We start from the raw sequence: 270 nt of genomic DNA, 5'->3' as shown, positions 1-270 counted from the left end.
CCGTCAATTAAGTTGATTGCATTCGGAATACCTACAAGCCAAAATACTGTAATTGGATAAGCAAGCCATCCAAGTTCAGTATCCCCAAGGAATGGGATATATAATACTTGCACTAATAATCCACTTTTTACAATCATAATGGCAACTAACAGTTGTCCACCGAATTTTACTTTCGCAGATAACTCGTACATATCATCTAAAATTCCGATGATTACAATGATAATCGCACCTAGTGTTATCGATAACATTCTTTGCTCATATAAGCCGCCG

The 270-nt window shown here is 36.7% G+C and carries 1 pseudogene; it reads right to left on the bottom strand.

Going from position 1 to position 270, the window contains the following annotated elements:
• Window positions 1-270, bottom strand: a pseudogene (locus SB717_RS36090) (UDP-phosphate N-acetylglucosaminyl 1-phosphate transferase); the annotation flags it as partial.

Origin of the sequence: Priestia sp. SIMBA_032, assembly GCF_046535215.1 — a bacterium.
Taxonomy (GTDB): domain Bacteria; phylum Bacillota; class Bacilli; order Bacillales; family Bacillaceae_H; genus Priestia; species Priestia aryabhattai.
The sequence above is the reverse complement of the archived record's forward strand: the minus strand, read 5'-3'. Positions and strand labels throughout refer to the sequence as shown.